The organism is Corallococcus sp. CA041A, from assembly GCF_003612075.1.
GTDB classification, from domain to species: Bacteria; Myxococcota; Myxococcia; order Myxococcales; family Myxococcaceae; genus Corallococcus; species Corallococcus exiguus.
Genome location: NZ_RAWF01000426.1, coordinates 1 through 4,797 on the forward strand (window position 1 = coordinate 1; position 4,797 = coordinate 4,797).

Consider the following 4,797-nt stretch of genomic DNA (forward strand, 5'->3'; position numbering starts at 1 on the left):
GGGGGGCGTCGAGCATGGGGGATGCTGGCAGCAGGTCTCACAAGTGGCAGAGGGGTCCACCTGATTGGATGGAGTGTTGGCATCGCTGGCGGCAGCCCAGAGCGCCAGGGAGATCAATAGCAACCGCGCAGATGTGCCTGCCACGACAGCCCGGAACAGCCCCCACGGAATCAATGTATGCATAGAGTTCAGAACGGCCTTCGCGAGCCGGGACAATTCGATTCCCGAGTGCATGGACATGGCGCTGCCCCCTTCACTTCCTAAAGGGGCACCCATGACTCCGAAGGCGACTGCAATTTCGTGTCCAGAGCGGAAGTGGCAGCCGCTTCTGACTGACGGCGTCGCGCAGGGTCTCCAGAGCGGGACCCGAGTCCGCCGCGCAGGACGCATCAGATGGCGGGGACCCTGTCACAGCGCTCCGATGGAGCGAACTCAGCCTCTTGGCGCTCTGAGGCAGGCCTTACAGGTGGACAGATGGAAACTTCGCGTGCGTAGGGCCGTCGCCGTGTTTACGCCCCGCCTGACGAGGCTTTGCAATGATCCGGCACCGCTAGCCCGCTCTCGGCATTGTGGTGGCATCCTGACCTCGAAGCGCACCAGCACGAGGGACCGCTACACCGGATGTTCGCGGCAGCGCGAGTCACGAGGCGATTTTTCGCCTGTTCGTCACCGTGGCGCCGGTCCCAACCCGCCTCACCCGCGCGGCGCCCACGGGACGACGTGCAGCCTGTTGCCGTCCTCCGTGGGCTTCGCCTCGTGGAGCGTCATCGCGAGGGCGCCTGCCGCGTCACGCGTGTGATGCACGATGAGCGCAGGGGTGGGAATCCCCGGCATGGCTTCCGTCAGCCACGCGTAGCCCTCCTCGGGGGTCTTCGCCTCCAGGACGGCGATCGTGGCGTGTCCCGTCTGCGCCGCGGTGCAGAGCATCTGCATGTCCTCCAGCGTGCGCACCTCGTCCGCGAAGAGGAGGTCCGGGTCCTGCCGCAGGAATGAACGCAGCGCCTGCACCAGCTTCAACTCAGCGCTCACCTTCACGACGCCGATGGCGCCTCCCGGCCCTCCCTTCGGATCCTCCACGGCCGCGAGCGCGTGCACGTTGTCGGGCAGCGCATCCATCACCGCCCGCAGGGTCGTGCTGCGGCCCGTGTTGGATGCTCCCGTGAGCAGCACCAACTGGCCGTTGAACAGCGTCTTGTCCAGGCGGTTGAAGAGCCCCTTGAGGAACTCCGCCGCTTCGGCGGAGAGCGGGAGGCTGGCGATGCTCGGGTACGCCTGGCGCGTCTCCCGGTCCCTTGCCAACACCGTGGTCCAGGTGCCCAGTTCGTCTTCGCGGAACGACACTCGGAACTCGATGTCCGGATCCGCCGCGCCCGCCGGGAAGGACACGTGACCCCGGTCGGGCAGCACCGGATCCGCACCCCGCTTCGCGTGCGCCGTCAGCGCCTTCCCCAACGGCCGATACAGCTCATACGCCATGGGCTGACGCACGGGCACCCGCTCCGCGCCCAGCAAGCCCACCGTGCCCGGCGTGTCCTTCGCGATGAAGAACAGCGTGATGCCCGCGTTGATCACCCGGCCGCCCGTCTCCGCTCGGGCTTCGTCGCCGTCGCCGTCGTCCTCCTCCGAGACGCTGTCCGTGTCGTCCGCCGCCCAGACGGAGAACATCGCCGCGCCCGTCCTGCCCGCGACGTCGAAGAGGGCCGCCGCCAATGCCTCCGGCGTCCTCGGCGACGCGGCCGCTCCGGTGGGGGCCCGGCCCGCTTCCCCCAGTTCCTGGAGCAGGCTGGAGAACACGGCTTCCGGCGTGGCGGGGGCTTCGGACTTCGGGCTCGGAGTCGTCATGGCGCGGACCATGGCATGGCCCCTCGCGGCCCAGCCACGCTGGAAACGGCCCCCGGGAAGCCTCCTCCTCGTTGAAAACCGGTACGGCCGCCGGCCTGCCTTGAGAACGAGCGAGGAAGCCCACAGGAAGGGCTCCCCTCCAGCAGGCGCTTGGGTAACATCGCTTGATGTTCCGGCGTCTCACCAACGCGCTGCGACGGCTGTGGCTCCGCCCCACCGAAAGCAGCCCCCCGAACCGGCAGAGCCTGCCCGACGGTACCGGCCCCACCGTCGCCACGCCCCGGCGCTCGCGCGCGTCGGTCTCGGAGGAGTCCTCGCCTCCGGTCCGCACCAGCCGCCCACGCCGCCCGGCCGTCCGCATCGTCGCGCACGGGGCCGCTCCGCATGTCAGCAACCGCAAGACGTCCAGCCGCGCCGGCGTCACCCCCCCGCGCTTCTACGACCTGCACGACGACTTCCGCGCCCCCGGCCGCTGGGAACCCGGCGACCCGCTGGACCCGGAGGACAAGGAGGTGGGCGACATGTGGATGTTCACCGCCGGGCGCCCCGTGAACCCGCACGGCCCCCTCCACATCTCCAACGAGCAGAAGGCCGCCCCGCTGGACTTCAGCCTCGCCGGCGCCAGCCTCACCCCCGTGGTGCACCCGCGCGTCGCCGCCGTGCTCGCGCGCCTGGCGCCGGAGGACGTGCAGCTCATCCCCGTGCACATCGAGGGACAGATGGAGCCGTACTTCCTCGTCGTCGCCACACGCCTCATCCGCTGCGTGGACGAAGCCGCCTGCCTGGAGGTCCACCACTATGGCCCCGGCGACGGCGTCCCCTCGCGCGTGGGCCAGTACCGCTCCGTCCGAGGCCTGCGCATCGACCCCGACCAGGTGGGCCGCGCCCGCGTGTTCCGCCCCTGGGGCTGGCCCGTCACCCTCGTCGTCTCCGAGGCCGTGAAGGAGGCCCTGGAGAAGGAGGGCATCACCGGCGCCTGCTTCACGCCCGTCACGGACCCCCGGCACTGAAAGCCGGGGGTCCGCAAGGACGTTCCAGCGCGCTACTCCTTCTCGATGTCCCGGTCCCACAGCTGCACGCGGCCGTAGTCCGCGGACAGCCGGCGCACCATCTCCGCCGCCAGTGACACCGAGCGGTGCTTGCCGCCCGTGCACCCCAGCGCCACCGTGAGGTACGCCTTGCCCTCCTTCTGGTAGCGGGGGAACAGGAACCGGCAGAGGTCCACGACCTTCTCCAGGAACTGCTGCGTCTCCTCGCGCTCCAGCACGTACCCGGACACCTTCGGGTTCTTGCCCGTGAGCCCCTTGAGCTCCGGCACGAAGTACGGGTTCGGCAGGAAGCGCACGTCGAACACCAGGTCCGCCTGCGGCGGCACCCCGTACCGGTAGCCGAAGGACATGATGGACAGGCTGGGCCCCGTCGTGGGCTCCGGGCTGAAGCGCCCCTGCACCATGCGCTTCAGGTCGTGCACGTTGAGCGCCGACGAGTCGATGACCTGGTCCGCCATCTCCCGCAGGTCCTTCAGCGCCTCGCGCTCCGCGTGGATGCCCTCCGCCACCGTGCCGTCCGGGGCCAGCGGGTGACGGCGGCGCGTCTCGCTGAAGCGGCGCATGAGGCTGTCGTCGCTGGCGTCCAGGAAGAGCACGTCCACCTGGTGGCCCGCGCGGCGCACGTCCGCGAGCACGCGGGGCGCGTCCTTGAGGAAGACGCCTTCGCGCGCGTCGATGACCAGCGCCATGCGCTCGATGTTGCCGCCCCCCGCCAGCTCCGTGAGCTTGGGCAGGAGGAGCACCGGCAGGTTGTCGATGCAGAAGAAGCCGGCGTCCTCCAGCGCGCGGATGGCCGTGGACTTACCGGAACCTGACATGCCGGTGATGACGATGATCTGCTTCGCGGGGGCGGTCACTCGACCTCTTCTCCCAAGGTGCGGCGCATCGCCCCCTGGGCGATGGCTCGATTGAGTCGTTCGGCGAACTCTCGCGCCGAATGGTGGCCCTGAAGCTTCAACAGCTGGTTGCGCGCGGCCACCTCCACGATGGTGGCCATGTTGCGTCCAGGACGCACGGGGACGACCGACAGGGGGATGTCCACGCCAACAATCTGCAGGTGCTTGTCCTCCACGCCCAGTCGGTCGTACTCCTGGTGCGGATCCCATTCCTGCAGCTCAATCACAAGCTCAATCTTCTTCTGTTCCCGGACGGCGGACACTCCGAAGAGGTCCTTGATGTTGATGATGCCCAGTCCGCGAATCTCCATGTGGTGCTTGATGACCGGATTGCCCGCGCCGTAGACGGCCCCCTTGCGCCGGGTGACGTCCACGATGTCGTCCGCCACCAGCCGGTGGCCCCGCATCACCAGGTCCAGGGCGATTTCACTCTTGCCGATGCCGCTCTTGCCCAGGAGCAGGATGCCCACGCCGAAGACGTCCATCAGCACGCCGTGCAGGCTGCTGGACTCCGTGAGCGCGTCCTCCAGGAAGTTCTGCACCCGCTGGATGAACTCGCTGGAGAGCAGCGGCGTCTTCATCAGCGACAGGCCCGCGGCCTCGCAGGCGTCCACCAGCGCGCGCGGCACGTCCAGCGCCTTGGTGACCACCACGCACGCCAGGTCCTCTTCGCTGAAGAGCTTGGCCAGCGAGGCGTGCTGCGCGTCCTCCGCCAGGGTGGCCAGGTAGGAGATTTCAGTGTTGCCGAAGACCTGGACGCGGTGCGGGTGGAGGTGCTCGGTGAAGCCCGCCAGCGCCAGGCCCGGCTTCTGGATGCGCGAGGAGTCCACCGTGCGCGCCAGCCCCTGGGTGCCCGCCATCAGGGTCAGCCGCAGGTCGTGGCCCTGGTCCTCGAGGAGCTGGGAGATGCGAATGGATTTCATCGTCGGGACCTGGATATCACCCACCGGCCTCCGGAGGTGAACCGCACCGTGTCCGCCGTCCCCCCCCTGTCTCTTATACACCTCTCC

General features: G+C 69.0%; 4 protein-coding genes. 1 reads left to right on the plus strand and 3 read right to left on the minus strand.

The window, feature by feature from the left end; translation table 11 throughout:
* Nucleotides 1-693: 693 nt before the first annotated feature.
* Nucleotides 694-1,842: an ATPase, T2SS/T4P/T4SS family gene (locus D7V77_RS40275; protein ID WP_126935701.1), complete on the minus strand. Its 1,149-nt coding sequence runs from the start codon at nt 1,840-1,842 to the stop codon at nt 694-696.
* A gap of 167 nt (nt 1,843-2,009) precedes the next feature.
* Between D7V77_RS40275 and D7V77_RS40280 the strand changes: the two genes are divergently transcribed.
* Entirely contained in the window at nt 2,010-2,852 is an 843-nt protein-coding gene (locus D7V77_RS40280) for a DUF1629 domain-containing protein (protein ID WP_120581489.1), read from the plus strand.
* Between the two features lie 32 nt (nt 2,853-2,884).
* On the opposite strand, the gene rapZ is transcribed toward D7V77_RS40280, so the two are convergent.
* Both rapZ and hprK read right to left on the minus strand, forming a co-directional pair.
* Nucleotides 2,885-3,748 (minus strand): RNase adapter RapZ, encoded by an 864-nt coding sequence (gene rapZ, locus D7V77_RS40285; protein ID WP_120581487.1) that lies wholly within the window; start codon nt 3,746-3,748, stop codon nt 2,885-2,887.
* Nucleotides 3,745-4,710 carry an HPr(Ser) kinase/phosphatase gene (hprK, locus tag D7V77_RS40290; RefSeq protein ID WP_120581488.1) on the minus strand — a complete coding sequence of 322 codons (966 nt, stop codon included), beginning with the start codon at nt 4,708-4,710 and terminating at the stop codon, nt 3,745-3,747. Before hprK ends, rapZ begins: the two co-directional genes overlap by 4 nt.
* Nucleotides 4,711-4,797: the final 87 nt, after the last annotated feature.

What these genes read in the sequence shown, in the direction of transcription:
- D7V77_RS40275 (WP_126935701.1), bottom strand. Translation starts at nt 1,842, where the DNA reads ATGACGACTCCGAGCCCGAAGTCCGAAGCCCCCGCCACGCCGGAAGCC.
- D7V77_RS40280 (WP_120581489.1), top strand. Translation starts at nt 2,010, where the DNA reads ATGTTCCGGCGTCTCACCAACGCGCTGCGACGGCTGTGGCTCCGCCCC.
- hprK (WP_120581488.1), bottom strand. Translation starts at nt 4,710, where the DNA reads ATGAAATCCATTCGCATCTCCCAGCTCCTCGAGGACCAGGGCCACGAC.